Genomic DNA, 383 nt, shown 5'->3' with positions numbered 1-383 from the left:
GTCCTGACGGATCTGCAACGGCGGCTCAAGCATTCCCGCCAGGCAGGCCTGCGGGCCAAGTTCACGCTGAACGACCTTCTTGGCGAAAGCCCTTCCATGAGGACCCTGCGGGTACACGCCCAGCGTTTCGCCGAGTCCGACGCGGGGATATACATCCACGGGGAAAGCGGGACGGGCAAGGAGCTGCTGGCGCATGCCATCCACAATGCCAGCCCCAGGCGCCACGCGCCCTTCGTGGCCGTCAACTGCGGCGCCCTGCCGGAAAGCCTGCTGGAGAGCGAACTGTTCGGCTATGCCGAAGGGGCGTTCACCGGCGCCCGCCGCGGCGGCAAGCAGGGCCTGTTCGAACTGGCGCAGGACGGCACCATCTTCCTGGACGAGAT

Annotated in this window: 1 protein-coding gene; it reads left to right on the top strand. The window is 66.8% G+C overall.

Annotated elements, in window-relative coordinates; genetic code table 11:
• Nucleotides 1-383 (top strand): sigma 54-interacting transcriptional regulator (locus JWG43_RS19345; RefSeq protein ID WP_205244513.1); only part of this gene is annotated, 383 nt, incomplete at both ends.

Source organism: Desulfobulbus alkaliphilus (assembly GCF_016918545.1).
GTDB lineage: Bacteria > Desulfobacterota > Desulfobulbia > Desulfobulbales > Desulfobulbaceae > Desulfobulbus > Desulfobulbus alkaliphilus.
The sequence above is the reverse complement of the archived record's forward strand: the minus strand, read 5'-3'. Positions and strand labels throughout refer to the sequence as shown.